The organism is Streptomyces sp. NPDC127106 (assembly GCF_042677605.1).
Taxonomy (GTDB): domain Bacteria; phylum Actinomycetota; class Actinomycetes; order Streptomycetales; family Streptomycetaceae; genus Streptomyces.
The window spans coordinates 18,115-42,196 of the sequence record NZ_JBHXTC010000005.1; the positions used below are offsets into that span (position 1 = coordinate 18,115).

General features: G+C 74.5%; 18 protein-coding genes. 13 read left to right on the top strand and 5 right to left on the bottom strand.

What is annotated here, in order from left to right:
• Positions 1-116 precede the first annotated feature (116 nt).
• The 3 genes from ACFVGY_RS07145 to ACFVGY_RS07155 all read right to left on the bottom strand — a co-directional run bounded on the left by ACFVGY_RS07145 (position 117) and on the right by ACFVGY_RS07155 (position 1,118).
• Complete coding sequence (locus ACFVGY_RS07145; RefSeq protein WP_385672313.1) at positions 117-659, bottom strand: DUF6328 family protein; 543 nt, start codon at positions 657-659, stop codon at positions 117-119.
• On the bottom strand, positions 613-786 hold the full coding sequence (locus ACFVGY_RS07150) for a CsbD family protein (RefSeq protein WP_385672316.1): 174 nt from the start codon (positions 784-786) through the stop codon (positions 613-615). Before ACFVGY_RS07150 ends, ACFVGY_RS07145 begins: the two co-directional genes overlap by 47 nt.
• Before the next feature lie 140 nt (positions 787-926).
• Entirely contained in the window at positions 927-1,118 is a 192-nt protein-coding gene (locus ACFVGY_RS07155; RefSeq protein ID WP_385672318.1) for a hypothetical protein, read from the bottom strand.
• 245 nt (positions 1,119-1,363) lie between these two features.
• Between ACFVGY_RS07155 and ACFVGY_RS07160 the strand changes: the two genes are divergently transcribed.
• Positions 1,364-3,649 carry a HelD family protein gene (locus ACFVGY_RS07160; RefSeq protein WP_385672321.1) on the top strand — a complete coding sequence of 762 codons (2,286 nt, stop codon included), beginning with the start codon at positions 1,364-1,366 and terminating at the stop codon, positions 3,647-3,649.
• Between the two features lie 28 nt (positions 3,650-3,677).
• Here ACFVGY_RS07160 and ACFVGY_RS07165 read toward each other — a convergent pair whose 3' ends face one another.
• On the bottom strand, positions 3,678-4,610 hold the full coding sequence (locus tag ACFVGY_RS07165; protein WP_385672324.1) for a helix-turn-helix domain-containing protein: 933 nt from the start codon (positions 4,608-4,610) through the stop codon (positions 3,678-3,680).
• A gap of 101 nt (positions 4,611-4,711) precedes the next feature.
• Here ACFVGY_RS07165 and ACFVGY_RS07170 point away from each other — a divergent pair, with 101 nt between their 5' ends.
• The 6 genes from ACFVGY_RS07170 to ACFVGY_RS07195 all read left to right on the top strand — a co-directional run bounded on the left by ACFVGY_RS07170 (position 4,712) and on the right by ACFVGY_RS07195 (position 14,383).
• Positions 4,712-6,247, top strand: a complete 1,536-nt coding sequence (locus ACFVGY_RS07170) for an MFS transporter (protein WP_385672327.1) — start codon at positions 4,712-4,714, stop codon at positions 6,245-6,247.
• A 186-nt stretch (positions 6,248-6,433) separates the two neighbouring features.
• Positions 6,434-8,914 carry an NACHT domain-containing protein gene (locus ACFVGY_RS07175; RefSeq protein WP_385672330.1) on the top strand — a complete coding sequence of 827 codons (2,481 nt, stop codon included), beginning with the start codon at positions 6,434-6,436 and terminating at the stop codon, positions 8,912-8,914.
• Positions 8,915-9,259: 345 nt separating this feature from the next.
• Positions 9,260-10,612 carry a cytochrome P450 gene (locus tag ACFVGY_RS07180; RefSeq protein WP_385672333.1) on the top strand — a complete coding sequence of 451 codons (1,353 nt, stop codon included), beginning with the start codon at positions 9,260-9,262 and terminating at the stop codon, positions 10,610-10,612.
• A 159-nt stretch (positions 10,613-10,771) separates the two neighbouring features.
• A complete protein-coding gene (locus tag ACFVGY_RS07185; RefSeq protein ID WP_385672336.1) occupies positions 10,772-11,386 on the top strand; it encodes a TetR/AcrR family transcriptional regulator in 615 nt (204 codons plus the stop codon).
• Positions 11,370-13,004 (top strand): isovaleryl-CoA dehydrogenase, encoded by a 1,635-nt coding sequence (locus ACFVGY_RS07190; RefSeq protein ID WP_385672339.1) that lies wholly within the window; start codon positions 11,370-11,372, stop codon positions 13,002-13,004. The genes ACFVGY_RS07185 and ACFVGY_RS07190 overlap by 17 nt, the downstream gene beginning before the upstream one ends.
• A 245-nt stretch (positions 13,005-13,249) precedes the next feature.
• Positions 13,250-14,383 (top strand): S8 family serine peptidase, encoded by a 1,134-nt coding sequence (locus ACFVGY_RS07195; RefSeq protein WP_385672342.1) that lies wholly within the window; start codon positions 13,250-13,252, stop codon positions 14,381-14,383.
• A 158-nt stretch (positions 14,384-14,541) separates the two neighbouring features.
• Here ACFVGY_RS07195 and ACFVGY_RS07200 read toward each other — a convergent pair whose 3' ends face one another.
• The gene (locus ACFVGY_RS07200; protein WP_385672344.1) at positions 14,542-15,960 is read right to left on the bottom strand and encodes an amidase; all 1,419 of its coding nucleotides are present in this window, start codon (positions 15,958-15,960) and stop codon (positions 14,542-14,544) included.
• Between the two features lie 144 nt (positions 15,961-16,104).
• Here ACFVGY_RS07200 and ACFVGY_RS07205 point away from each other — a divergent pair, with 144 nt between their 5' ends.
• The 6 genes from ACFVGY_RS07205 to ACFVGY_RS07230 all read left to right on the top strand — a co-directional run bounded on the left by ACFVGY_RS07205 (position 16,105) and on the right by ACFVGY_RS07230 (position 23,197).
• Positions 16,105-16,707 (top strand): TetR/AcrR family transcriptional regulator, encoded by a 603-nt coding sequence (locus ACFVGY_RS07205; RefSeq protein ID WP_385672347.1) that lies wholly within the window; start codon positions 16,105-16,107, stop codon positions 16,705-16,707.
• A gap of 79 nt (positions 16,708-16,786) precedes the next feature.
• Positions 16,787-17,065 (top strand): DUF6225 family protein, encoded by a 279-nt coding sequence (locus ACFVGY_RS07210; protein ID WP_385672350.1) that lies wholly within the window; start codon positions 16,787-16,789, stop codon positions 17,063-17,065.
• Between the two features lie 101 nt (positions 17,066-17,166).
• On the top strand, positions 17,167-18,681 hold the full coding sequence (locus ACFVGY_RS07215) for a glutamate synthase subunit beta (RefSeq protein ID WP_385672353.1): 1,515 nt from the start codon (positions 17,167-17,169) through the stop codon (positions 18,679-18,681).
• Positions 18,682-18,757: 76 nt separating this feature from the next.
• Complete coding sequence (locus ACFVGY_RS07220; protein ID WP_385672356.1) at positions 18,758-20,776, top strand: prolyl oligopeptidase family protein; 2,019 nt, start codon at positions 18,758-18,760, stop codon at positions 20,774-20,776.
• Positions 20,777-20,849: 73 nt separating this feature from the next.
• Complete coding sequence (locus ACFVGY_RS07225; RefSeq protein WP_385672358.1) at positions 20,850-22,208, top strand: MFS transporter; 1,359 nt, start codon at positions 20,850-20,852, stop codon at positions 22,206-22,208.
• A 401-nt stretch (positions 22,209-22,609) separates the two neighbouring features.
• Positions 22,610-23,197, top strand: coding sequence for an RNA polymerase sigma factor (locus ACFVGY_RS07230; RefSeq protein ID WP_385672361.1), 588 nt, complete (start codon positions 22,610-22,612; stop codon positions 23,195-23,197).
• The last annotated feature ends 885 nt before the right edge of the window (positions 23,198-24,082 follow it).

A 24,082-nucleotide genomic window follows, 5' to 3' on the forward strand; every position in this document is an offset into this window, starting at 1 on the left:
GCGCCGACGGGCCGGCCGCGCGACGCGCTTTCTGCGCAGGAGGACACGGGTGAATGCGGGTGACACGGGTGGATGCGGGTGACGCGGGGCGATGCGGGAGATGCGGGGGGACGGGACTACTTGGCGGAGGAGGACCCGGAGGCGTGCCGGATGCGCACCCACAGCGGCAGGGCGTACCAGCACAGCAGGTACCACCACAGCACCCCGGCCACGATCCAGGGCACCACGGTGTTGTCCGTGGACACGCGGAGGATCAGGAACAGGGCGGCGACGAGTGTGGCCAGCAGCAGCACGATGCCGACCATCGTGAGGCGGGAGGCCCACACCACCAGTTGCGGTTTGACCCGTCTCCCCAGGACGATGCGGTGCAGGGACACGGGTCCGATCAGCGCGCCGGTGGCCAGTGAACCGAGGACGACCGTGATGGTGTAGATCGCCCGGTCCGCCTGTGACAGCTGCTGGAAGTGCGGGGTGAACGCGACGGTCAGCAGGAACCCGAACAGGATCTGGACGCCCGTCTGGACGACCCGGATCTCCTGGACGAGCTCCTGCCACCGCCGGTCGGCCCGCTCCTCCGGGGTTTCGTCCCGGCCGTTCTCGGCGGGGTCGGCGTCAGCTTTCAAGGGTGTCCTTCGTTTTCTCCTCGGCCTCGCGGACATCTCCCTTGATCCGCTCCGCCCGGCCCTCGGTGGTCATGCGCTTGTCGTCGGTGATGCGGCCTGCGGCTTCCTTGGCCTTGCCCTTGAGCTGCTCGCCCTTGGCCTTGGCCTTCTCCTTGCCGGACATGGTCACTCCCTCCTACGGAAACGGTGAACACGCATGCGTCTGACCCGTGGTCCGGGCCGCAAACGCGTCAGGCGGAAGTTCCGGACGCGGGCCCGGGCGAGCCCGGACCGCAGTCGGAGCCGGCTTCCGGGCCGGTCCTGTCAGGGCTTCGCGGTCTCCCCGCCCATGACGTCGCGGAAGGCCGTCATACAGGGCACGCAGTGTGCGTCGGTCTCGGTGTACCCGGCCGGGAGGAGGGGGCGGCCGCACAGGGTGGCGGAGCGGTCGCGGGCGACGACGTGCCAGACCGGGTCCTGCCCGGTGGCCGCCTCGCCGAGGTGCATTTCGTACATGAGACTTCCCCGTGTGCTCGACAGCTCGTGCATCCACCACACCAGGGCCGGGGCCGGACGGCCCGACAAGTGGGCCGTCCGGGTGACACGGCGGCGCCGCGCAGCACTCCGGGGCATACGAAAAAACCCCGGGCCGAATTGGCGTCCAGGGTTTTCATCCGCGTATATTGAATAGTTCACGCCGCCCCGATGAGGGCAGGCGTGAGGAAGCTTTACGAGGACACTGTATCGGGTCGGGAGTGGAATTGTCAACCGAGGAATTCCGTAAAGAGCAGCAATTCATCGACGCGCTCTACGCGCGCCTCGATGACCTGCGCGATCTGGCCGAACGCGCCATGCACGGCGCACTCGCGGCCGGCGCGGGAAACAGCGCGCAGGCCCGCCTGGAACGCGACATCCTCGTCGCGGAGCAATCCGGGCTGCTTTCCGCGCTGAACTCCGGCGAGAGCGGCCTCTGCTTCGGCCGACTGGAGTTTTCCGACGGGCAGGACCACCACATCGGCCGGATCGGGATTCGCCGCGACGACACCGAGCGCACCCCCCTCGTCATCGACTGGCGGGCCGACGTCGCCCGCCCGTTCTACCTCGCCACCGGCCACCACCCCATGGGGCTGCGCCGGCGCCGGCACATCACCACCCAGGGCCGGCGCGTCACCGCCCTGCACGACGAGATCCTCGACCTCACCGACACCGAGCGCACCGGACACGAGGGCGCCGACGCGGACGCCGTGCTGCTCGCCGCGCTCGACGCCGCCCGCACCGGCCGCATGCACGACATCGTCGAGACCATCCAGGCCGAGCAGGACCGGATCATCCGGTCGCCGCACCGCGGCGTGCTCGTGGTCGAGGGCGGCCCGGGCACCGGCAAGACGGCGGTCGCCCTGCACCGGGCGGCCTACCTGCTCTACGCGCACCGCGAACTGCTCGCCAAGCGCGGCGTACTGATCGTCGGTCCGGACCCGGCGTTCCTCGGCTACATCGGCGAGGTGCTCCCGGCCCTCGGCGAGACCGGCGTCCTGCTCGCCACGATCGGCGAGCTGTTCCCCGGCATCCGCGCGACCGGCACCGACCGGCCCGGCGCGGCGGCGGTCAAGGGCCACGCGAAGATGGCCGGCGTCCTGGCCCGCGTCGTCCGGGACCGGCAGACGCTGCCGGAGACCGTGCCGGCCGGCAGCGGTGAGGACAGCGCCGTGGTCCCCGAACCGGCCCTGGAGATCGACCACGACGAGTACGGGACGCTGCTGCTGGACCGGACCATGGCCTACGAGGCCCGGGACCGGGCGCGTGCCACCGGGCTGCCGCACAACCTGGCCCACCCCTACTTCGCGTTCTCCGTCATCGACGCGCTCACCGAGCAGCTCGCCGACCGGCTCGGTGCGGACCCGTTCGGCGGCCCCAACCTGCTGGGCCCGGACGACATCGCGCAGCTCGGCAAGGAGATCGCGACGAGCAGCGAGGTGCACGCCGCGATCGACACCCTGTGGCCGCCGCTGACCCCGCGCCGGCTGATCGCGGAGTTCCTCGAGGACCCCACCCACCTCCCGGACCACGAAGCCGAGCTGATCCGACGTGCGACGTCCGCGGCCGGCGACTGGACGCCCGCCGACATCCCGCTGCTCGACGAGGCCGCCGAACTCCTCGGCGTCGACGACAGCGCCCAGCGCGCCGCCGAGGAGCGCGCCCGGCAGGAACGCATCGCGTACGCGCAGGGCGTCCTCGACCTGTCCGCCGGCTCGGAGTCGTACGAATTCGAGGACATGGAGAACGAGTTCCTCGCCGCGCACGACATCATCGACGCCGAGCGGATGGCCGAGCGCCACGAGGAGGCCGACCACCGCAGCACGGCCGAACGGGCCGCCGCCGACCGCACCTGGGCCTTCGGGCACGTCATCGTCGACGAGGCGCAGGAGCTGTCCGCCATGGCGTGGCGCCTGCTGATGCGGCGCTGCCCGACCCGTTCCATGACGCTGGTCGGGGACCCGGCCCAGACGGCCGACGAGGCCGGCTGCGGCTCCTGGGCCCAGGTCCTGGACCCGTACGTCGGCGACCGGTGGGAGCTCGTCCGGCTCGGCGTCAACTACCGTACGCCCGCGGAGATCATGGACGTCGCGACCGCCGTGCTGCGGGCCCGCCACCCCGGCTTCGAGCCGCCGCGGTCCGTGCGCTCCACCGGCCGGCAGCCCTGGGTGCGGGCCGCGGACGACCTGGCCGCCGCGGTGGCCGACGCGGTGCGCCGCGGCACCCCGGCGGAGGGCCGGCTCGCGGTGATCGCGCCGCGGGCCCTGCACGAGCCGCTGGGCGCGGTGCTGCCGGGCGTGGGCGCGGGCTCGGAGCCCGACCTCACCCGGGCGGTGGTCCTGTTGGAGCCGCGGCAGGCCAAGGGCCTGGAGTTCGACTCGGTGATCGTCGCCGAGCCCGCGGACTTCGCCCCGAGCGACCTGTACGTGGCCCTGACCCGGGCCACCCAGAGCCTGGGCGTGGTGCACACCGGCCGCCTGCCCGACGGGCTGGAGGAGGCGGCGACGCCGTAGCGGGCGGACCGCACCCGCAGCCGGGTCGTCAGACCGCGACCGGGCCGGGGGCCGGGGCCGGTCCCGCCGGCCCGGCCGGGTCCTGGGCGCGGGTCTGGGTCCGGGCCCGGGTCTGGGTCTCGGTGAGCGCCCGGAGCCGTTCCAGGCGCGCGCGGGTCTCCTCGTCCAGCGGCGCGTACGTGACCAGGCGCGGGCCCGGCGCCGGGCCGAGCCACAGGCTGGTGTGCTCCAGGTGCAGCAGCCCGACGTGCCGGTTGAGGATGTACTTCGTCCTGGCGCCCTGGCCGACCACCTCGTGCCGGGCCCACACCTCGCGGAACTCCGGGGAGCGGGCCTCCAGCCGGGCCACCAGCGCCTTCCAGGCGGGCTCGGCCAGGTGCTCGGCCATGGACGCGCGGAACTTGGCCGCCAGGATCCGCAGCGTCTCCGCGTGATCGACGACGGACTCCCGCCAGTCGGGGTCGGTGAAGGCCAGCCACAGGCAGTTGCGGTCCTCCCGCGGCAGCGCGTCCAGGTCGCACAGCAGCCGCCCGTAGGTGCTGTTGTACGCGAGGATGTCGTACCGGCTGTTCTGCACGCAGGCCGGCAGCGGGGCCAGCTGGTCCAGCATCGCCCGCAGGGCCGGGGTCACGCTCGGGCACGGCGTGTTCGGGGCGGGGTCGGCCGCGCCGGCCAGCGCGAACAGGTGCGCGCGCTCGCTCGCGTCGAGCAGCAGGGCGCGCGCCAAGGCGTCGAGGACCTGGGCGGACACCTGGATCTCGCGGGCCTGCTCCAGCCAGGTGTACCAGGTGACGCCGACGGCGGAGAGCTGGGCGACCTCCTCGCGACGCAGCCCCGGCGTGCGCCGCCGGCGCCCGCGCGGCAGTCCGACCTGTTCGGGGGTGATGCGCTCGCGGCGGCTGCGCAGGAAGTCGGCCAGCTCGTGCCGGCGTACGTCGCTCCGGGGGGCCACAGTGGTCATGGAACCAGGGTGCCGCACCGCCGATCCGGTTGCCAGGTAGTTCGAGTACCAGGATAAGGAGACTCTGGTACCAGGCTGGGCCGAGCGCGATCGTCGGGGGTGTGAGTGAGACGACCGTACGACCCACTGCTGCCGCCGCCCCGGGTGCAGCCTCCGCCGCGCGCGGGGCGCCTGCCCCGGCCCCTGTAACCCTTCCCGTCCCGGCTCCCGGCCCGGCCCCCGCCCCGGCCCCCGCCGCGGCCGCCGCCCCCGCCCCGGCCGCGCTGGGCCCGCTGGGGCTCTTCACCGTGCTGCTCGGCGCCGCCCTGCCGATGGTCGACTTCTTCATCGTCAACGTGGCGCTGCCCGCCGTCGACCGCGACCTCGCCGCCGGCCCCGCCGTGCTCGAACTGATCGTGGGCGGCTACGGCGTCGCGTACGCCGTGCTCCTCGTCCTCGGCGGCCGCCTCGGCGACACCGCGGGGCGGCGCCGGCTCTTCCTCGCCGGCATGGCCGCCTTCGGCCTCACCTCGCTCGCCTGCGGCCTCGCCCCCACCGCGTGGACCCTGGTCGCGGCCCGGGTGGCGCAGGGCGCCGCGGCCGCGCTGATGCTGCCGCAGGTGCTCGCCACCATCCAGGCCACCACGCAGGGCCCCCGCCGGGCCCGGGCGATGAGCCTGTACGGGGCCACGGGCGGGTTGTCCATGGTGGCCGGCCAGGTCCTGGGCGGCGTCCTGGTGGCCGCCGACGTGGCGGGCCTCGGTTGGCGCTCGGTGTTCCTGGTGAACGTGCCGGTCGCCCTCGTCGGGCTGGTGCTCGCCGCGCGGACCGTTCCGCAGACCCGCTCGGAGCGGCCCGCCTCGGTCGACATGCCGGGGACCCTGCTGCTCGCCCTGTCGCTGGTCTCGCTGCTGCTGCCGCTGACCGAGGGGCGGGCCACCGGCTGGCCCCTGTGGACCTGGCTGTCGCTGGGCGCCTTCCCCGTCGCGGCCGTCGGCTTCGTCGTCGTCGAGCGCCGCGCCGACCGGCTGGGGCGGACCCCGCTGGTGCCGCCGAGCCTGCTGCGGCTGCCGTCGCTGCGCCGGGGCCTGGTCCTGCTGGTGCCGTTCTCCCTCGGCTTCAGCGGATTCATGTTCGTGATGGCCGTGGTCCTCCAAGAGGGCCTGCACAAGGGGCCGGTGGCCGCCGGGCTCGCCCTCGCACCCATGGCCGTCGCCTTCTTCGCGGCCTCACTGGCCGGGCCGCGGCTGACCGGCCGGTTCGGCAGCCGCGTCGTCACCGCGGGCGCGGTGCTCCAGGCCGTCGGCATCACGGTGTTGCTGCTCACGCTCCGGTACGGCGGGCCGAACCCCGGAATCGCCGAGCTGGCCCCGGGCGTGGCCGTCGCCGGCCTCGGCCAGGGCTTCCAAGTGCCCGTGCTGATGCGGCTGATGCTCGCGGACGTGCCGGCCGACCGGGCCGGCGTGGGCAGCGGGGTCGTGACCACCACCCAACAGTCCGCGCTCGCCCTCGGCGTCGCGACCCTCGGCAGCCTCTTCCTCGCCCTGACCGCCGCGCACGGCATCCGGACCGCGCTCACCACGGCCCTGCTGGTCCAACTGGCCCTGATCGCCCTCACGGCCGTCCTCAGCCTGCGCCTGCCCCGCCCCGTGCGGTGAGCGCATCCCGGCCCGGTCGGCCCGCGGCCCGAGGCCCGAAGCGGAACCCCGCGTCGACGACCCGGAAAGCGGGGCGGCTGCGGCGCCGGACCGAGGCCCGGCGGCTCCCGTCCTCGCCGGACCGACGACCGCCGCACAGCACCCGGTAGCCACTTTCTCCTTCAGGCCGACAGTGCCGCCGCGCTGGTGGCACACTCGGACGGGGCGGGCGGCAAACTCGTTGCCGCTGTGGGCGATTGGGGTCTCAGGTTGCGAACCCGGCGTGCTGGCCTGGTCTACCTGTTGCTGGCGCTGGCGGGGGCGGGTGGAGCGCTGTGGCTCGCCGACGTGGGAGCAGCGGCGACGGCAGCGTCCTTGTTGCCGACGGTCGCTTCGACCTATCTCGCCTGGGCGGCGTTCCGCTCCGATCGTTCGGAGGCCGCTACAGAGGGTGGGCTGGGGCAGATCGCCGACCACCTGGCCCTCGCCGTGCGCCGTCAATGGGAGGCCGAAGCACGCGTGCGACGGCTCAATGATCCCTATCCGTTGCCGGTGTCCTGGGCTCCGGCGGGCGCGGACCTGGTGGAGGATTGGGCGCGGCTGGAATCGATCGCCGTGAGTTGGCCAGGTGGGTCGCAGCCCGACCGGGGTGGATGGTCGACCGGCCCCGGAGGACTTGTCGGGACCGACGGGCAGATCGCCGAGGTCCTGCTGCAGAGAGTTCCTACCGGCCGCCTGGTGGTCCTCGGTGCACCTGGTTCGGGTAAGACCATGCTGCTGGTCCGCCTGCTGCTGACGCTGGTCGGGCAGCGTTCGCCCGGCAGCGCCGTCCCGGTGCTGTTCTCCCTCTCGTCGTGGAATCCGGTCGAGCAGGAGTTGGACGCCTGGTTGAGCGAGCAGCTCATTCAGGACTACGAGGGTCTGAGGGAGTCGGCGCCGGGCTCGTTGGAACGGATGAACTGCGCCCAGGCGTTGCTGGCGCACCGACTGGTCCTCCCCGTGCTGGACGGCTTCGACGAGATCCCCGCAGCCGTGCGTACAGCTGCCTTCGACCGGATCAACGCAGCACTGCCACTGGGTCAAGGCGTGGTTCTGTCCAGCAGGGTCCAGGAGTACCGGGAGGCGCTTTCCCCTGTTTCCTCCATCCCCTCGAAGCTCGCCGGGGCGGCGGGGGTCGAACTGCAGCCGGTGGATCCCGAAGTGGCTGCCGACTACCTCAGGCGAGACTCCGGCGGGGAGGCGACCGCTGCAGCAGCACGTTGGGACCCGGTGCTGGCCCATCTGCGCGGAGCCGAGACCGAGGTCGCCCGGGCGCTCAGCACACCGCTGATGCTCTTCCTGGCCCGCACCATCTACAACCCCCGGCCCGGTGAGCACAGTGGGCTCCTTCCCAACCCGGGCGAACTGTGCGATACGGAGCGTTTCCCCACTTCCTCCGAGATCGAGCAGCATCTCTTCGACGCCTTCATCCCAGCGGCGTACCGGCCTCATCCGGATCCCAGGAAGCGTTGCCGTTGGCGTCCGGAAGACGCGCAACGCTGGTTGACCTTCCTCGGCGCCCATCTGGAACACCGCCTGCGCGGGACGACCGACCTGGCGTGGTGGCAACTGCGGCACGCAACCCCGCTGCCTCTCGTCGGCCTCGTGTTCGGTTTCGCGAGCGGCTTGGCCGGCGGACTCGTCGCCGGGTTCGGGGCGGGCATCGGCATCGGCTTCGGAGCAGGTCTGGGGACGGGAATCCTCCTGGGCTTCGGCGTTGGACTCCCGATCCGGAGGGTGAGCCGGACCGGCCGCGGCCCCCTGAGCGGGCTGGCAGGCGGTTTGGCCGGCGGGCTCGGAGGCGGGCTGGCGGCAGGTTTGGCGAGCCAGATCGGCATCGGACTCGCCGTCGGGCCCGCAGGGGGAATCGCGGCTGGACTGGGAGTGGGGCTCGCGGTCGGGCCCGCGAGCGGCCCCAGAGGGGGCTTGGCCGGCGGTTTCGTCGGCGGGGCCACCGCTGGCCTGATGTCCGGACTCGGTCCGGGAGTTCCGTCGGGCATCATCAACGGCATCGGAATCGGACTGGCGGCCGGGCTCACGGCTGTGCTGGCGGGGCGGAGCGAACCGGCGCAGAGACTGCACTGGTCCCCCGTCGGCATCGCCGGCGGCCTCGCGGTCGGGGCGGCGCTCGGTTTGGCAGCCGCGCTCGTCGCCGGTCTCGCGGTCGGGATGACGGTCGGCCTCGTCACCGGAGCCGTTGGCACACTGATCGCCGGGCTTGCAGGGGCGCCGACGAACCTGACTGCAGCAGGTGATCCGAACGCGGTGTTGAGCCGCGACTTCCGCACCTTCGTGGTCATCGCGCTGGCTACAGCCCTCGCGATTGGCATCGTCGTCGAATTGGTGACCGGGCTGGCGGTCACCACGGAACGGCAACTGGCGGCCAATTCTGCTGTGTTACTCACGGCCGGGATCGTTCCCGGCGTCTGGATGGGTCTCGTCTCCGGCCTGGCGCTTGGTCTCGCCCAGGCCGCCTGGGGCGCCTTTGGCGTGGCGCGTTGCTGGCTGGCCTTGCGGGGGCAACTGCCATGGCGGCTCATGAGCTTCCTGGCCGACGCGCATGAACAGCGTGGTGTTCTGCGTCAAGTGGGAGCGGTCTACCAGTTTCGTCACGCTGAACTGCAGCGTCGACTGGCTGCTGACAGCTGAACGTGCACGGGGGCTCGTGCGCCTGTGACGATGGTGTGAGACCACACGCCGGGGCCGGACGCCGGGGCCGGACGCCGGGGCCGGACGCCGGGGCCGGACGCCCGGGCCGGACGCCCGAGCCGGACGCCCGAGCCGGACGCCCGGGCGGGGCGCGCCGGCACCCCACCGGTCCGGGGACCGGCCGGTTCACCTTCCACCGGTGCGGCGGCCGACCGCAGGGAACGTGCCGCTGGCCGTGGCCGCGGGCTGTCATCGGGCGCCCCTCCTCCCGTACAGTCCGTGATGCCGTGCCGACGCTCCGTCAGGGGCGTGGCCGGGCAGGCGACAGGAAGCAGGAGGAGAAGCGTGGCCACCGAAGCCGGCCTCGACCGGGACCCGCTCCCGCAGGCGCCCCGACCGGCCCGCCCGGTCCCCGAACTGGACCCCGTGCACGTGCAGCGGTGGCGCGGCGAGGGCGGCGAGCTCGTCGACCTGCTCGCCCTGGCGCGTGAACGGCTCGGCGGCATCGCCGCGTTGCGCCTCGGGCCGGCGGACGGCCGCACCCCGCCCACCGTCCTGGTCACCGACCCGGCGGCGGTCCGGCACGTGCTCGCCCTGCAACCCGACCGGTACGTCAAGCGCTCCCACCGGGCCCGCCTGCTGATCGGCGACGGGGTCCTCGCCGCCACCGGGGAGGCCTGGAAGCGACAACGCAGGCTGCTGCAGTCGCAGTTCACCGGCACCGGGATGCGCCGCTACGAGCACCGGATCGAGCGGGCCGCCGACACCGTCGCCGCGCGTTGGGCGGGGTACGCCGCCACCGGGCAGACCCTCGACGTCGGACGGGAGATGCGCCGCTTCGCCCTCGACACCATCTGGCGCTCCCTGACCGGACACCCCCTCGACGCCCGGACCGAGGGCGAGCTGGGCGCCGTCGACGCCCTGGCGGCCGCGCTGCCCACCCTGCCCGCCGACGAGGCCGACGCCCGGGACGCCGTCGCCGCGGACGTCGCCCGGATCGACGCGTTGGCCCGGTACGCCATCGACGCCGCCCGTACCGGTCCCGCCGGACCCGACGGCCCCGGGCTGCTGCACGTCCTGCTCGACGCGGCCGAGGAGCGGCCCGAGTACACCGACCGCCTGATCCGCGACGAGCTGGTCACGCTGCTCTTCGCCGGGCACGAGACCACCGCGACCACCCTGACCTGGCTGTACCTGCTGCTCGACCGGTATCCCGAGACCCGTGGGCAGGCCCTCGCGGCCGGCGGCGCGGGCTCCCCGGAGCGCGGGCAGGCCGTCCGGGCGCTGGTCCACGAGACGCTGCGGCTCTACCCGTCGGCGTGGATGATGCCCCGCCACGCGGCCGAGGACGACGTCCTGGCCGGCCACGCCATCGCCGCCGGCACCGACCTCCTCGTGTGCCCGTACCTCACGCACCGCGACCCGGGGCTGTGGCCCGACCCGGAGCGCTTCGACCCCCGGCGCTTCACCGAGCCCCAGGGGCGGCCGGCCGATCCGGGCGCCTACCTGCCCTTCGGGATGGGCCCGCGCGCCTGCCTCGGCCTGCAGTTCGCCCTGCGCGAGTCGACCGTCCTGCTGGAGCGGCTGCTGCCCGCGTACACCGTCGCCTTCCGCGCCACCCCCGCCGGGGCCGCGTACGGCATCACCGTCCGCCCCGACGGCCCCGCCCCGGCGACCTTGAACGCCACCGCGCCCTGAGGCGGCCGGGCCCGGGAGCCGCCGCACCGGGAGCCGCCGCACCGGGAGCCGCCGCACCGAGAGTCGCCGCTCGCGCAGCCGCCCGCCGCTCGCGCAGCCGGCGGGCCGGGCAGGCCAGGGTCTTTCATGAAGCAGTGAATCAGTGCTTCAATCCTTCCCGTGCCCTACCGCCGCCCCCCTGCCGTCCAGGCCCGTCTCGACGCCCGCCGCGACCGGGTCCTGGAAGCCGCCGTCCGCCTGCTCTCCCGGGAGGGGTACGGCGGCTGCTCCGTCGCCGCGATCGCGGCCGAGGCCGGCATCTCCACCGGCAGCGTCTACCAGTCCTTCTCCGGCAAGTCCGAGCTCGCCGCCGCGCTCTTCCGCACCCTGGTCGCACGTGAACTGGAGGCGGTCGCCGCCGCCGCGGACCGCCCCGGAACGGCTGCCCGGCGGGTCGCCGCCGCGGTGGAGACCTTCGCCTCCCGGGCGCTCCAGGCGCCCCGGCGGGCCTTCGCCCTCCTCGCGGAGCCCGCCGACCCGGCCGTCGACACCGAGCGCCTCGTCTTCCGGCGCGCGTTCCGCGACGTGTACGCCGAACGGATCGCCGCGGGCGTGGCCGCCGGCGAACTGCCCCCGCAGAACCCCGAGCTGACCGCCGCCGCCCTGGTCGGCGCCATCGCCGAGGCGCTCGTCGGCCCCCTCGCCGACGGCGACGCGGCCCCCGGCGACGTCATCCCCGGCCTGATCACCTTCACCCTGCGCGCCCTTGGAGGACACGATGCCGCAGACGCATGAGGTCACCAACCAGGTACCGCCGCACCACGGCTACGACGCCGCCGCCGACCCGGCCCTGCTCGCGGCCCTCGACCGCGAGGGAGCCGGCTGGGCCGCGCGGGAGGTGCACGAGCTCGGCGTCCTCGCCGGCTCCGAACGGGCCACGGACTGGGGGCGCCTGGCCAACGAGAACTCCCCCGTCCTGCACACCCACGACCGCTACGGCCACCGCGTCGACGAGGTCGAGTTCCACCCCTACTGGCACGAGCTGATGCGCACCGCCGTCCTGCACGGCCTGCACGCCGCCCCCTGGGCCGACGACAGGCCGGGCGCACACGTCGCCCGCGCGGCGAAGTTCCTCGTCTGGGGCCAGGTCGAGGCGGGCCACACCTGCCCGGTCTCCATGACGTACGCGGCCGTCCCCGCGCTGCGCACGACGCCCGCCCTGGCCGAGTGGCTGGAGCCGCTGCTCGCCTCCCGCACCTACGACTTCGGCCTGCGCCGCCCCGACACCAAGCGCGGCCTGATCGCCGGCATGTCGATGACGGAGAAGCAGGGCGGATCGGACGTCCGCGCCAACACCACGACCGCCGTCCCCGCCGGGGACGGCACGTACCGGCTGACCGGGCACAAGTGGTTCACCTCGGCGCCCATGTCGGACGTCTTCCTCACCCTGGCACAGGCCCCGGGCGGACTCTCCTGCTTCCTGCTCCCGCGGGTGCTGCCCGACGGCAGCCGCAACCGCCTGCTGCTCCAGCGGCTCAAGGACAAGCTGGGCAACCGCTCGAACGCCTCCGCCGAGATCGAGTACGACGAGGCCTTCGGCTGGCTGGTGGGGGAGGAGGGGCGCGGGGTCGCCACCATCATCGAGATGGTCAACATGACCCGCCTCGACTGCGTCCTCGGCGGGGCGTCCGGCATGCGCCTCGGACTGATCCGGGCGGTCCACCATGCCACCCACCGGCGGGCGTTCGGCAAGGCCCTGATCGACCAGCCCCTGATGCGCAACGTCCTCGCCGACCTGGCCCTCGAATCCGAGGCCGCCACCGCCGTCGCGATGCGGCTGGCCGGGGCCACGGACCGGGTCGCCCGCGGTGACACGGACGAGACGCTGCTGCGCCGGCTGGGGCTGGCCGTGACCAAGTACTGGGTGTGCAAGCGGGCCCCCGGGCACGCGGCCGAGGCCCTGGAATGCCTGGGCGGCAACGGCTACATCGAGGACTCGGGCATGCCCCGCCTCTACCGGGAGGCCCCGCTGTCGTCCATCTGGGAGGGCTCGGGGAACGTGGCCGCGCTGGACGGGCTGCGGGCCATGGCCCGGCAGCCGGAGACCGTGGAGGCGTTCTTCGCCGAGGTGGGGCTGGCCGCGGGCGCCGACCGGCACCTGGACGCGGCGGTGGCCGGGCTGCACAAGCAGCTCGCCGACCCCGCCGAGGCCGAGTACCGGGCCCGGCAGCTGACCGAGACCATGGCCCTGGTGTTCCAGGCTTCGCTGCTGCTGCGGCACGCCCCGGCCGCGGTCGCCGACGCGTTCTGCGCCTCCCGGCTGGGCGGCGAGCGCGGCGGTGCGTACGGCACCCTGCCGACGGGGGTGGACACCGGGGCCGTCCTCGCCCGGGCCCGCACCACGGAGGTGTGACGCCCGGAGGCCGGGCCGGGCCGGGCCGGGGCCGGGGCCGGAAGCGGTGCGGGCGGGTGTACGGCTGCTCCACGGCCGAGGCGTTCGTCATGCGTCCTCGGGACCGCAGCCCGCAGCGCGCAGCCCGCGACCGGGCCGAGCGCGGCCACGAGCGCACGGGCGGATTCGCCCCGTGCAACCGCCGCACCGCCCCGGACGTCTCCGCCCCCGACGGCAGACGGCCTCGGCGGCGACGGGGGACTGACATGGCACGCGCGCGCACCCACGCGATGGCGGCCACCGCGGTGGCGGTGGCCCTCGGGCTCTCGGCCTGCTCCCCGACCGAGGACCCGGAAGCGCCCGGCACCCCCGGGCCGCCCACGGCCTCCTCCGGTGCGTCCCGGCCCGCGCCGATCGGCTCGCCGGGCGGCACCGTACCCTCCGGTGCCCCCACGGGCAGCCGGCCACCGACCGGGAACCCCGGCGCCGCACCCGCCCCCCGGACCGGCGTGCCGTGGAACCTGGACCGGATCGACCAGCGCACCCCGCCGCTCGACCACACCTTCGCCGCCGGCGCCGACGGCACCGGCGTACGCGTGTACGTGCTCGACACCGGCATGGAGGTCAGGCACGCGGAGTTCGGCGGTCGCGCCTCCCTCGGCGCCGACTTCGTCGGCGACCCGGACGCCGGCGACTGCCTCGACGGCGGCGGCCTGGGGCACGGCACGTTCGTGGCCAGCATCATCGGCGGCCGCACCTACGGTGTCGCCCCGCGCGCCGAACTCGTCCGCGTGCAGGCCATCGCCTGCGAGGAGGGCGGGGGCGGTTCGGCGCAGGCGAAGGACGCCGGCCCGGCAGCCGAGGCCTCCGTCATCAAGGCGGTGGACTGGGTGACCGAGCACGCCCGCCGCCCGGCCGTGGTGAACATGTCCCTCAACCTCGAGAACCGCTCCGCCGTCCTCGACGCCGCCGTGGAGCGCCTCATCGCCTCGGGGATCCCCGTCGTCGTCTCCGCGGGCAACTTCGCCGACGACGCCTGCAAGCACTCCCCGGCCGGCGCGCGCGGCGCTCTCGTGGTCGCCGCGTCCACCGCCGAGGACCGCCACTGGCGCGACAGCGACGCGTTCGGCTCCGGGCACGGCACCTGTGTCGACCTGTACGCCCCCGGCGAGAGGATCACCTCTGCGCTGGCGGGCGCGGGCACCGTCACGAGCGACGCCATCGCCACCTCGTGGGCCGCCCCGCACGTGGCCGGCGCCGTCGCCCTGTACCTGTCGACGCACCGGGACGCCACCCCGGCCCAGGTCCGCACCTGGGTCACCGAACGGGCCGCGCGGGACGTCCTGACGGGAGTCCCGCCGCAGACCCCGAACCGGCTGCTCAACGCGGGCGGCCGGTAGGGGAGTCGGGCGGGGACCCCGTCGTGCCCTGCTCAGCCCAGCGCGTGCCAGTTCGACCACCCTGCGTGACCGGAGCCGTCCTGCCGGGATGTGCGGGAGGCCGCCGTTGGTTCCGAGGGCGAAGGCCTCCGAGCCGTCGGAGCTGGCCGGGTTACGTCCTAGCCGCGCGGATCCAGCGGGGCCAGCACGCCGAGCCGGTCCTCCACCGCCTGGGCCGCGTCCAGGCACAGGTCCTCGCGGAACGCCCGCCCGACGATCTGCACCCCGCAGGGCAGCCCGTCGGCGTCCGTCCCGGTCGGCACGGCCACCCCGGGCACGCCCGCGAAGCTCGTCGCCGTGCACAGCCGCAGGCCCGACGCGACCCGGTCCCGGCCCGCCCGGTCCCGCGACTCCAACCCCGGTTCGACCGGCGGCTCGGTGAACGACGGGCCGAGCAGCAGCGGCCACTCGTGGAGGAACTCCGCCCACGAGCGGCGGATGCCCAGCCAGGTGCCCATCAGCCGGACCAGCCCGGCCGCGTCCACGGGAGGAGTCCGCTCCATCGCCATCTCGACGTAGCGGCTCCCCTCCGGGCCGAGCAGCCCCCGCACCGCGGGCCAGGACGGCGCGAACTCCGTCATCGTGATCCGGTCGTACGCCTCCAGCGCCTCGTCCAGCCGCGGTACGTCCGCCACCTCGCGCACGTCGTACCCGGCGTCGCGCAGTGCGTCCGCCGCCGCCTCGACGGACGCCCGCACCGCCGGGTGGACGCCGTGTCCGCCGGGGTCCGCCACCACCGCGACCTTCACCGGTCCCGGCAGCGCCTCCCCGCGCACGGGCACCGGCACCGCCCGCGGGTCGCGGTGATCGGCCCCGGCCAGCACCTCGTACGCCAGCCGCAGATCGCGTACCCGGCGGGCCAGCGGGCCGTCGGTGACCAGCATCTGCGAGGCCGGCCCGGGGTCCTCGGGGCCGAGGACGCGGTGGTCGGCGGGGAACCGGCCGGTGGTCGGCTTGAGCGCCGCGACCCCGCAGAAGTGGGCCGGGACGCGCAGCGATCCGCCGGAGTCGTTGCCGAGCCCGAGCGCTGCCATACCGGTTGCGACGGCTACCGCGTCGCCCCCGCTCGTACCGCCGGGGGTTCGCGCGGGGTCCCACGGGTTGAGCGTGTCCCCGAACAGCTGGCTGCGGGTGTGCATCCCGGCCAGGACCAGCGTCGGCATGTTGGAGTGCCCCACCGGAATCGCCCCGGCCGCGCGCAGCCGCGCCACCGGGGGCGCGTCCGCGGGCGCCACCAGGTCCCGGAACCGCTCCACGCCGAACGTCGTCGGGATCCCCGCCACGGCGGTGGTCTCCTTCACCGTGAACGGCACCCCGGCGAGCGGTCCCGGGTCCTCGCCGGCGGCGCGCCGCCGGTCGAGGGCGGCCGCGTCCGCCCGGGCCCGTTCGGCCATGAGCTGGGTGACGGCGTTCACCCGCGGGTTGACCTCGGCGATGCGCTCCAGATGGCTGTCGACCAGCTCCACGGCCGAGACCTCTGCCCGGCGCACCGCCGCCGCCTGCTCCGCCGCCGACAGCTGCCACAGGGGTTCGCGCACGCGCCCCACCTCCTCGTACGTCGTTGTGATGCGCTTGCATCGGAACGATAGCCCAGATACCGATACGGGTGCATCGCATAAAGTGCGCCTGAACACGGCACACGGCACACAGCACACGGCACACGACGGACGGGAGAACACTCCATGCCCCGGCAGGTGGACCACGAAGGACGGCGCCGCCTCATCGCCGAGGCCGTCTGCGCCCTCGCCGACGAGAGCGGACTGGAGGGCGTCACCCTGCGCGACGTCGCCGACCGCGCCCAGGTGTCGATGGGCGCCGTCCAGCGGTGCTTCCGCACCAAGGAGGAGATGCTCCTCTTCGCCCTCGCCCACGTCGGCGACCGCATCGGCCAGCGCGTACGGGCTCGTCTGATCCGCAGCCCCGCCCAGTCCGCCGGCACCGCCCTCGGCCACGCGGCCACCGAACTCGCCCTGCTGCGCGAGGAACACCGCGCCGAGGCCCGGGTCTGGCTGGCCTTCCTCGCCCAGGCCGCCGTCAGCGAGCCGCTGGCCCGGGCGGTCAGGGCCAACTACGCAGCCCTGCAGGACGCGTTCACCCACCTCGTCGCGGAAGCCGCCGGGGACGCCGCCGCCCTCCCGGACCCGGCCCGGGAGGCCCGCACCCTCCTCGCCCTCGCCGACGGACTCACCGCGCACGTCCTCATCGGCCACCTCACAGCGGACCAGGCGCAGGACGTCCTGCACGCCCACCTGGCCGCCCTGTGGGAGGGCGCCAACACGCCCTGAAAAACTGACCCATGTCCGGGAAAAAACCGTTCGGCGCGGCGCGACCACCGACGACCCCGGATGGCTCTACTGTCTCCGCATGGCTGAGACGTTCGATCACAACCCGCAGGTATGGACCGCCGGCCGACTGCGCGAGGTGCTGGCCGCACTGCCCGACGACACCCCGATCCACATCGGTGTCGCGGACGGACCCGGCGACTTCGAGAGCTACGGCGAGTACGTCCTCGTGGCCGCCGAACCGGTGGAGCTCGACATCGACTGCGACGAGGACGCCCCGGGCGGCAGGGACGAGCCCCGGGTGCAGTTCACGCTCTTCGCCGACGCCACGGCCGGCGTCTACCACCTCGACCTGGACTGACCGGCCGCACCACCGTCCCGGCGGTCACCGGGACGGTGCGGCGGACCCGGCGTAGCCTGGTCTGAACCGCCGGAACCGCCCGTGAGACAGGGAGGCGGCGCATGACCGATCCGCACGGGTTCCTCCGCACAGCCCGCAGCCCCGTCCCGCCCCGGCCCGCCGACCAGCGGATCGGCGACTGGCTGGAGGTCCACGCCGGGCAGGCGCTGCTGCCGCTGGTGTCCGCGCAGGCCAACCGGTGCATGGACTGCGGTGTCCCGTTCTGCCACAACGGCTGCCCGCTCGGCAACCTCATACCCGAGTGGAACGCGTACGCCGCGCACGGCGACTGGCGGGCGGCCTCGGACCGGCTCCACGCGACGAACAACTTCCCCGAGTTCACCGGCCGGCTCTGCCCCGCCCCCTGCGAGGACGCCTGCGTCCTGGCGATCAACTCGGACCCGGTCACCATCAAGAACGTCGAGCAGACCATCGCCGACCAGGCCTGGGAGCACGGGTACGCCGCCCCCGTCCCGCCCTCCCGGCCGACCGGCAGGACCGTCGCCGTCATCGGCTCGGGCCCGGCGGGGCTCGCCGCGGCCCAGCAGCTCACCCGGGCCGGGCACACGGTCGTCGTCCACGAGCGCGCCGACCGCATCGGCGGCCTGCTGCGCTACGGCATCCCCGCCTTCAAGATGGCGAAGGAGCACCTGGACCGCCGTATAGCGCAGATGTGCGACGAGGGCACCGTCTTCCGCACCGAGGTGGACGTCGGAGGCCGCGTCGACGCGGCCGACCTGCGCAGACGGCACGACGCGGTCGTCGTCGCGGTCGGCGCCGGCGAGCGCCGCGAGCTCCCCGTACCGGGCCGCGGCCTGCACGGTATCCACCAGGCCATGGAGTACCTCACCGGCGCGAACCGGGTCCAGGAAGGCGACCTCGCAGCGGCCCCGATCAGCGCCGAGGGCCGGCACGTGGTGATCGTCGGTGGCGGGGACACCGGATCGGACTGCCTGGGCACCGCACTGCGGCAGGGCGCCCGCTCGGTGGTGCAGCTCGACATCAACCCGGAACCCGGCCCCGACCGGTCCGACACCGAGCCCTGGCCCGTGTACCCGAAGGTCTACCGGATCTCCCACGCGCACGAGGAGGCACGCGACCGCGACGGCGGCGACCCCAGGATCTTCGCCCACGCCACGCTGCACTTCGCCGGTGACGCGGCGGGGCGGGTACGGGCCCTGCACCTGACCGCGGTGGAACCGGTCACCCGCCGGCCGCTCCCCGGGACCGACCGGGTCATCGAGGCCGGACTGGTCCTGCTGGCGCTCGGCTTCTCCGGGCCCGCACGGTCCGCCGCCCTGGAGGAGCAGCTCGGCCTCACCCGGGACGCCCGCGGCACCTACGCCCGCACCCCCGGCTTCGAGGCCCTCCCCCCGCCGGCCCCCGACGGCGGCGTCCCCACCCCCGGCCGGCCGGACGGGGTGTTCGTCGCCGGGGACGCCGGGCGCGGGCAGTCCCTGGTGGTGTGGGCCATCGCGGAGGGCCGCTCGGCAGCCGCCGCCGTCGACCGCTACCTCACCGGCTCCACCTCCCTCCTCGCCCCCGTACGCGCGCACGACCACCCCATGACGGCTTGACCCGGCGACGCGACCCGCGGCGGCCCGCAGGGGGGAGGCGTCACCGGGCGGCCGGAGCGGACGGCACAATCATGGGGTGACTGGTGAAGATCCGTTCCTGTGGTTGGAAGACGTCGAGGGTGGAGCCGCGCTGGCCTGGGTCGCCGAGCGGAACGCGGAGACCGCCGCCGCGCTCACCTCGGACCCCCGCTTCGAGACACTGCGCGGCGCCCTGCGCGAGGTCCTCGACGACGCCGAACGCATCCCCTACACCGTCCGCCGCGGGGCGTACCTGTACGACTTCTGGCGGGACGCCGACCGGCCGAAGGGCGTGTGGCGGCGCACCACGCTGGAGCAGTACCGCAAGGACGACCCCGCCTGGGAGGTCCTCCTCGACGTCGACGCCCTCGCGGCGGCGGACGGCGAGGAGTGGGTGTGGGCCGGGGCCGCCGTCCGCTACCCGGACTACCGGCGCGCGCTGGTCATGCTCTCGCGGGACGGCTCCGACGCCGTCGTGGTCCGCGAATTCGACCTGGAAGAGCGCACGTTCGTCGCGGGCGGCTTCGAGGTCGCCGAGGCGAAGACCCGCGTCGCCTGGATCGACGAGGACACCCTCTTCATCGGCGCCGACCTCGGCCCCGACACCCTGACGGCCTCCGGCTACCCCCGCACCGTCCGCCGCTGGCGGCGCGGCACCGCCCTCGATGACGCCGAGGTCGTCTACGAGGCCGAGCACGCGGACGTCTCCGCCTCCGGCTGGTACGACGCCACGCCCGGCTTCGAGCGCGCCTTCGTCTCCCGTGCCACCGACTTCTTCCACCACGAGCTCCACCTGCTCGCCGACGGCGACCGGCTGGTCCGGATCGACGTACCGGCCGACGCCGGCGCCTACGCGTACCGGCAGTGGCTGGTCGTCACCCCGAAGAGCCCCTGGCTCGGCCACCCTGCCGGCTCGCTCCTCCTGTTCGACTTCGACGCCTTCCTCGCCGGCGACCGCACCGCGCACGCCCTGTTCACCCCCGACGAGCGCACCGCCCTGTCCGGCCACTGCTGGACCCGCCACCACCTGATCTTGGACACGCTGGCCGACGTCGCCACCCGGCTGGAGGTCCTCACGCCCGGCCCCGACGGCTGGAGCCGCCGCCCGCTGGCCGACGTGCCGCCGCTGTCCTCCGCGTGCATCACCGACACCGACCCGGACACCTCCGACGAGTACTTCCTCGACGTGGACGGCTTCCTCCAGCCCTCCACCCTCAGCCGCGGACACATCGGCGGCGACACCGAGCTGCTCAAGCAGGCCCCCGCCCGCTTCGACACCGCGGGCCTCGCCGTCCGGCAGCACTTCGCCACCTCCCGGGACGGCACCGCCGTGCCCTACTTCGTCGTCGGCCCCGCCGACCGCGACCGGCCCGGCCCGGCACTGCTCTACGGTTACGGCGGCTTCCGCGACCAGCAGACCCCCGGCTACAACGCCCTCACCGGCCGCGCCTGGCTCGCCCGCGGCGGCACCTTCGTCGTCGCCAACATCCGCGGCGGCGCCGAATACGGCCCCGCCTGGCACCAGGCCGCCCTCGGCGCCCACCGGGTCCGCGCCTTCGAGGACTTCGCCGCCGTCGCCGCCGACCTCACCGCCCGCGGCATCACCACCCCCGACCGGCTCGGCATCACCGGCGCCAGCAACGGCGGCCTCCTCATGGGCGCCATGCTCGTCCGCTACCCGGAGCTGTTCGGCGCGGTCGTCGCCAAGGTCCCCCTCCTCGACATGCTGCGCTACCACCGGCTGCTCGCCGGCGCGTCCTGGATCGCCGAGTACGGCGACCCCGACACCGAGGCCGACCGGCCCCACCTGGAGGACATCTCCCCGTACCACAACCTCGCCGCCGGGCGGCCGTACCCGCCGGTGCTGCTGATGACCTCCACCCGCGACGACCGGGTCCACCCCGGCCACGCCCGGAAGGCCGCCGCCCGGCTGCGGGAGCTCGGCCACCGCGTCCTGTTCCACGAGAACACCGGCGGCGGCCACGGCGGCGCCTCCGACAACGAACAGGCCGCCCACAACCAGGCCCTCGCCTACACCTTCCTGTGGCAGCACCTCGACGGCGGCGCAGGGTCCTGACCCGCCGTCCGGGGGCCCGGCGGGCGGAAAACGCTTTGCCACCCGCCGCGGCCCTCGCCGACGATGAACCGTTGTGAGCACCACCCGTCGCCTCTCCCGCCTCCTGCCCGATCTCTCGCCGTGGCGTTCCAGCCGCGACTTCCGCACCCTGTTCTTCCAGGGCGCGGTCACCTTCTTCGGCTCCTTCATGGCGATGATCGCCCTGCCCCTGCAGATCAAGGAGCTGACGGACTCCCCGTTCGCGGTGGGCGCGATGGGCGCGGTGGAACTCGTACCGTTGGTCGTCTTCGGACTGTACGGAGGGGCGCTCGCCGACGCCCTGGACCGGCGGCGGCTGATCCTGCTGAGCGAGGCGGGGCTCGGCCTGCTGGCCCTTCTCCTCCTGGTCAACGCCCTGCTGCCGGAGCCGCTGCTGTGGCCCCTGTACGTGGTCGCGGCCGGCGTCTCGGCGCTGTCCGGGCTCCAGCGCCCGGCCCTGGACTCGCTGCTGGCGCGGATCGTGCCGCACGAGCAGATGACCGCGGCCGCCGCGCTCAACGCACTGCGCTACCAGATCGGCGCGATCGCCGGCCCGGCCGTCGCCGGCCTGGTGGTCGCCTACGCCGGATACTCCGCCGCGTACGCCGTCACCGTGGTGGGGTTCGCCGTCTCGGTCGTCCTGTGCACCCGGCTGTCCCCCGCGCCGCCCGCGCCCGGCGCGGAGCGGCCCTCGCTGCGCGGGATCGCCGAGGGCGCCCGGTACGCGTGGAGCCGGCCGGTGCTGCTGGGCACCTACGCGGTGGACCTCGCGGCGATGTTCTTCGCCTTCCCCCACACGCTGTACCCCTTCCTCGCCGACGAGCTCGACGCCGTCTGGGCGCTGGGCCTGATGTACTCCGCGGGCGCGGTGGGCTCGCTCGTCCTCGGCGTCACCAGCGGCTGGACCTCGCGGGTGCGTCGCCACGGCCTGTTCGTGGTGTGCGGGGCCGCGGTCTGGGGCGCGGCCGTCGCGGGCGCCGGCTGGTTCACGGACGTCCGGGTCGTGCTGCTGTGCCTGGCGGTCGCCGGAGCCGGCGACATGCTCAGCGGGCTCGGCCGGGCGACGATCTGGAACCAGACCATCCCGGAGGAACTGCGCGGCCGGCTGGCCGGCATCGAGGTGCTCTCGTACAGCGTGGGCCCGCAGCTCGGCCAGGTCCGCGCCGGAACGATGGCCGGCTGGACCGGCACCCGGCCGGCGTTCTGGGGCGGTGGACTGCTGTGCATGGGCGCGGTGGCGGCCCTCTGCGCCCTCCTGCCGTCCCTGTTGACGTACGACTCCGAGACCGATCGGGACGCCCGCCGCCGCCGCGAGGCCCGCGAGGCCCGCGAGGCCCGCGAGGCCAGGGAGGCGACGGAGGGGGCGCCGGCAGGCGGAACGACCGGGGCGCAGGAGAGCGGCACCCCGGCCTGACCGCCCCGCCCCCGTACCCGCCCGCGTACCCGCGCCCGTACCGGCGGCTCTGCTCGCCGGCCCGGGCTCACCCGGACCGGCGCATGCCGGAAACGAGGGGGCGCGTACTGCGCTGGATGCGCCATTTCCGAAGAAAATCGTGGACCACGCGTGCACAAACGGGCGGTCTGTGCGATGGGCTGAGGATGGGGAGCCCTTTTCCGGAACTCCCCGGGTGCCGGAACGGGGACCGGCGCCCTCCCGACCCCCTCTCACCGGAAGGTCGCGTACCGACGTGAACGCCGTCCAGACAGTTGCCCACGTGCGGATAAGGGCCGCCGCCGTATCGATGGCCAGCCCCGTCACCGTGAGGTACCCGCCGCGCACCTCCGCGGCGACCAGCAGCTGTGGGGGAGTAGCGCATGAACGAGGGTGAGTTCGACCCATCCGGGGACCGCGCGGTCTCCAGCGAACTGGCCGGCGTCCTGCCGGTGGACTTCACGGCCTTCCATTCCCAGCACCACCGCGCCTACCTGCGCTACGCCCACCTCCAGCTGGGCACCCGCAGGGACGCCGAGGACACCGTCGACGACGTGTTCACCTTCCTGCTGAAGGTGTGGCAGCACGCCCTGCGGCAGGAGAGCCTGCACGGTTTCGCGTGGGCCGTCCTGCGCGAACACGTCGAGCGCCGGCTGGCCGTCCTGGGCCGGCCGGTGGCCATGGTGGAGACGGCCTGGTTCGCCGCCCTGCGCCGTGCGTCCCGGGAGCGGCTGGAACTGCTGGAGTCCAAGCTGGGGCTGTACGCGGCCATCGCCGAGCTGACGGAACGGCACTACGACGTCGTCCTCCTGGCCTTCCTGATGGGCAACGACTACGACACCGTCGCCCGCATGATGGGGATCACCCCCGCCACGGTCCGCTCGCACATCCGCGGAGCCCGCCGGACCTTGTCCCGGAAGCTCGACCTGGACTGGGCCCCAGGAGAGGAGAAGAGCCAGTGGGCGACATGACCCGCGACCGCGGCGCCACCGGCTGTGAGCTCGCCGCCGCCCTGGCGGACGCACAGGTGCTGGCGGAGGAGTACGCCGGATACGACGAGTACGCGGCCCTGCGCCGCATCGCCCGCCGCGTCGCAGCCGACCGGGCCCGCGCCGCGGCCCGCACCGGGGCCGGAGCTCCGGCGGGGCACGGCGCCGCCGCGGCCGAGATGGACCCCCTCGTCCTGGACGCGGCCTGCCACGTCCGGGCCGCAAGAGCCCTCGACGCCCTGGCCGGACACCTCGCGGACAGCAGAGCCCTCGCCGAACACGCCCTCGCCCCCGAGTCCTGGCCCCACGGGCCCGCCTCCGCACTGCTGTTCGGCTCCCTGCTGCACCTCGCGGGACGCCCGGAGGGCGCCCGGTTCTGGTTCCAGTACGCGGCCGGCGCCGACTCCCGGGCCGCCGCCCACTGCCTCTACCTGCACCACCTGGCACGGGCCGAGGTGGCCACCGCCCGCCACTGGAAGCAGTACGCCCGCGCCCTGCCCCCGGACCCGTGCCTGCCGGCGCCGCTGCCGCTCCCCGACAACCTCGAAGGGGCGCTCGCCGCCTCGGTGATCTGGACCTCCCCGCCCATCACCACCCAGGACCTCACCGCCCTGCCCCCGCCGGGCTGCCCGGGCGGGACCCGCCACCGGCCGGCCGCCCGGCTGCGCAGGGCCGTCGCCGGGCTCGTCCCGGAGGAGGACCCGGACCTGGGCGAGGTGTTCACCGCCGGCCCGCAGATCGCGGTCGCCGTGGCCCGGCACGCCCAGCTCGACACCGCCCGCCTGACCCAGGCGGCCAACGCCTGGGCGCTGGAGGCCCGACGGCCCCCGCAGGTACCCCCCGCCCCCCGCCGGTCCCCGGACGCGC

What these genes read in the sequence shown, in the direction of transcription:
- ACFVGY_RS07145 (WP_385672313.1), bottom strand. Translation starts at nt 659, where the DNA reads ATGTCCGCGAGGCCGAGGAGAAAACGAAGGACACCCTTGAAAGCTGAC.
- ACFVGY_RS07150 (WP_385672316.1), bottom strand. Translation starts at nt 786, where the DNA reads ATGTCCGGCAAGGAGAAGGCCAAGGCCAAGGGCGAGCAGCTCAAGGGC.
- ACFVGY_RS07155 (WP_385672318.1), bottom strand. Translation starts at nt 1,118, where the DNA reads ATGTACGAAATGCACCTCGGCGAGGCGGCCACCGGGCAGGACCCGGTC.
- ACFVGY_RS07165 (WP_385672324.1), bottom strand. Translation starts at nt 4,610, where the DNA reads ATGACCACTGTGGCCCCCCGGAGCGACGTACGCCGGCACGAGCTGGCC.
- ACFVGY_RS07190 (WP_385672339.1), top strand. Translation starts at nt 11,370, where the DNA reads ATGCCGCAGACGCATGAGGTCACCAACCAGGTACCGCCGCACCACGGC.
- ACFVGY_RS07195 (WP_385672342.1), top strand. Translation starts at nt 13,250, where the DNA reads ATGGCACGCGCGCGCACCCACGCGATGGCGGCCACCGCGGTGGCGGTG.
- ACFVGY_RS07205 (WP_385672347.1), top strand. Translation starts at nt 16,105, where the DNA reads ATGCCCCGGCAGGTGGACCACGAAGGACGGCGCCGCCTCATCGCCGAG.
- ACFVGY_RS07210 (WP_385672350.1), top strand. Translation starts at nt 16,787, where the DNA reads ATGGCTGAGACGTTCGATCACAACCCGCAGGTATGGACCGCCGGCCGA.
- ACFVGY_RS07215 (WP_385672353.1), top strand. Translation starts at nt 17,167, where the DNA reads ATGACCGATCCGCACGGGTTCCTCCGCACAGCCCGCAGCCCCGTCCCG.
- ACFVGY_RS07230 (WP_385672361.1), top strand. Translation starts at nt 22,610, where the DNA reads ATGAACGAGGGTGAGTTCGACCCATCCGGGGACCGCGCGGTCTCCAGC.